Here is a 3,050-nt window from a genome sequence, read left to right on the forward strand (position 1 = left end):
AGCTTGCACGCGCGAGCGTGTCAGAAGCCGCTCGGCCGGCGCTTCTGGGCGCCTTCGTCCGCGCGGATGTCGTGCGGCCCGATCGCATCGCGGCCGTCGAGCCGTGCGGCGCCGAAGGCGTGCAGCAGCGCGCGGCGCATCGTGCGCGGCGGCGTCGCGGCCAGCACGTCGAGCGCGTCGTCGCCGAGCGTGTCGGGGAAGCGCTGCCCCCACGCATGCGACGTGCGGATCTCGTCGTAGATCGTCTGCGCGATCCGGCGCGCGCCGGCCGCATCGGGCGGCGCGATCTCGTACACGTTCATCCGGTTGAGCAGCGGCTCCGGAATCGCCTGCGCGTCGTTCGCGGTCGCGATCCAGATCACGTTGCCCGCATTGATCGGCACTTCCGCGAATTCGTCCACGAACGCGCGCGCCGTGTCGTGCTCGAGCAACGCGTACAGCGCGCCGAGCGGATCGTATTGCGCATCGCTGCCGGCCTTGTCGATCTCGTCGACCGCGATCACCGGGTTCGCGTAGCTGCCGTTCACGAGCGCCTCGAACACCTTGCCGGGCTTCGCGTTCTTCCATTGCGACGACGCGCCCGACAGGATCCAGCCGGCCGTCAGCGAACTCATCGGCACGTAGTGGTACGCGGTGCCGAGCAGGTGCGCGAGCGCCTTCGCGAAATGCGTCTTGCCGATCCCGGGCGGCCCGAGCAGCAGGATCGGCATCAGTTCGAGCCGGTCGTCCGTTTCGAGGCACAGCGCGACCTGCTTGCGCACGTCGTCGAGCGGCTCGCCGAAATTCGGCAATGCTTCGCCGAGCTCATCGAACGACGGCATCCGGTTCGGCTTCACGCAGAAGCGCAGATTCCCCGTCTTGAGCATCCGCTCGTAAGTGGCGCGCAGTGCGTCGCTCGCGCTCTCGTTCAGGTCGCTCAGCGCCGTCTCGACCTGCTCGAGGTCGTACACCGTGCTGAAGGAGGCCACCGCCAGTTCATGTTTCACCATCGCCGTCGTCATACCAACCTCGCTGCACTTGCCATCACATGATCATCAGACCCTTACGATTTCAGTGTAGCGATCCCGCATCACCGCGCAAGCAAGCAGCCGGGCGAGTCTGCTGCTAACACCTCGCGCGCGCTGCACGGCCGCGCGCCGCGGCGTATGATCGTCGGTTCACCCACCCGCCGCGCCGGCGTTGCCGACGGCGCCCGCGCGGCGCGTCGCCCGATGGCCCGAAGGTATGCCGATGTCCGTCCCCACTGCTTCCCCGCGCGTTCATGCCGATGCGATCGACGCCGTCGACGCGGCGCTCACGTCGCGCCGCGCGATCCGCGCCTTCCTGCCGACGCCCGTGCCGCGCGACACGCTCGAGGCGATCCTCGAAGCCGCGAGCCGCGCGCCGTCGGGCACCAACATCCAGCCGTGGCGCGTGTACGTCGCGACGGGCGCCACGCGCGATGCGCTCGCCGCCGCGCTGACCGCGGCGCACGACGATCCCGCGCGCGACGAGAAATACGTCGCCGAATACGACTACTACCCGCGCGAATGGGTGTCGCCGTATGTCGACCGGCGCCGCAAGGTCGGCTGGGACCTGTACGGGCTGTTGAACATCGGCCGCGACGAGAAGGCGCGCATGCATGCGCAGCATGCGCGCAACTTCCGTTTCTTCGATGCGCCGGTCGCGCTGTTCTTCACGCTCGACCGCGTGATGACGCACGGCGCGTGGCTCGATTGCGGGATGTTCCTGCAGGGCGTGATGACGGCCGCGCGCGCACGCGGGCTCGACACCTGCCCGCAGGCCGCGTTCGTGCCGTTTCACCGGATCATCGCCGGCCACCTCGGCATTCCCGCCAACGAACAGTTCGTCTGCGGGATGTCGCTCGGCCATGCGGACCCCGACGCGATCGAGAACCGCCTCGTCACCGAACGCGCGCCCGTCGCCGAGTTCGCGCGCTTCTTCGCTTGAAAACGCGTGCGGCGGCCCTACCTTTCCGGCAGGACCGCATCGTGCGGCGAACCTGTCGCCGCCTGTCCTGTCACATCACGAGCAAAATCGATCGGGCGTAAGATGTGCGTCCGTTCCCCGTTATCGCGCATTTCCGGAGACGTTTCATGCTGAAACACGGCCTGGCCGTCCTGCTTGCGAGCGTCGCGCTCGCCGCCCATGCGCAAAGCCCCGCGCCGGCCTCCGTCGCGTGGGAGATCCAGGTGGTGCGCGACGGTCAGACGATCGACACGTTCCAGCAGCGCACCACCGTCGGTCAGAGCCGCACGGATACCCATCGTTATCCGTCCGCCGTGCCGGTCGGCTGCGGCAATGCCGCGCGCGTCGTGCCGGCCGAGCGCACGCGTTCGGTCACCGTCGCGCCGCTCGCCGTCGATGCCGGTGCGAACACGGTGTCGCTCGCGCTCGACGTGCAGGAAACGCTCGACGACGAAAACGCGACGCGCGGCGATCCGTGCATACCGGCGTCGCCGCGGCAGATCGTCGCGAGCCATCCCGGCCTGTCGGTCGGCGGCGATGCGTGGACCGACTGGACGCTCGTCGAGCAGCATCCGCACCTCGTGTACCGCGTGCGTGCGCACGTCGCGAAGGACTGAGCGTCATGTCCGCCGACGCCCTGTCCCTGCCGTTCGCCGAACCGCACGCCGCGCCCGACGAAATCACCGCGGTCAGCTGGAACCTGCACAAGGGCCGCTCGCCGCTCGGCTTCACCGCGTGGAACGCGATGCGCAACTGGATGCAGTCGACGCACGCCGACGTGTATTTCCTGCAGGAAGCGATGGCGCGCCGCATGCCGCGCCCCGTGCTCGCGCCCGGCTTCGGTGCGCAGATGGACGACGCGGTCGACGACGTGTGGCATTGCCAGGCCACCGAGATCGCGCATGCGCTCGACTGGCAGATCGCGCTCGGGCCGAACGTCTTCAAGCCGTCGTGGCGGCACGGCAACGCGATCCTGTCGCCGCACCCGCTCGACCTCGGCGGCCGCTGGGACATCTCCGCGCACCGCTTCGAGCGGCGCGGGCTGCTCGTCGCGCGCGCGACGCTCGCGGGCGCGCGCCCGG

At 69.4% G+C, this 3,050-nt stretch carries 3 protein-coding genes and 1 pseudogene; 3 read left to right on the top strand and 1 reads right to left on the bottom strand.

Going from position 1 to position 3,050, the window contains the following annotated elements; all coding sequences use genetic code 11:
- Window positions 1–20: 20 nt before the first annotated feature.
- On the bottom strand, window positions 21–1,001 hold the full coding sequence (locus G3N62_RS34975) for an AAA family ATPase (RefSeq protein WP_206141519.1): 981 nt from the start codon (window positions 999–1,001) through the stop codon (window positions 21–23).
- 229 nt (window positions 1,002–1,230) lie between these two features.
- Between G3N62_RS34975 and G3N62_RS34980 the strand changes: the two genes are divergently transcribed.
- The 3 genes and pseudogenes from G3N62_RS34980 to G3N62_RS34990 all read left to right on the top strand — a co-directional run.
- Entirely contained in the window at window positions 1,231–1,950 is a 720-nt protein-coding gene (locus G3N62_RS34980) for a nitroreductase (RefSeq protein ID WP_049030758.1), read from the top strand.
- A 146-nt stretch (window positions 1,951–2,096) separates the two neighbouring features.
- The gene (locus G3N62_RS34985) at window positions 2,097–2,585 is read left to right on the top strand and encodes a hypothetical protein (RefSeq protein ID WP_049030757.1); all 489 of its coding nucleotides are present in this window, start codon (window positions 2,097–2,099) and stop codon (window positions 2,583–2,585) included.
- A 5-nt stretch (window positions 2,586–2,590) separates the two neighbouring features.
- A pseudogene (locus tag G3N62_RS34990) lies at window positions 2,591–3,050 on the top strand (endonuclease); the annotation flags it as partial.

The sequence above is a fragment of the Burkholderia sp. Tr-20355 genome, assembly GCF_017104685.1.
Classification (GTDB): Bacteria; Pseudomonadota; Gammaproteobacteria; order Burkholderiales; family Burkholderiaceae; genus Burkholderia; species Burkholderia seminalis.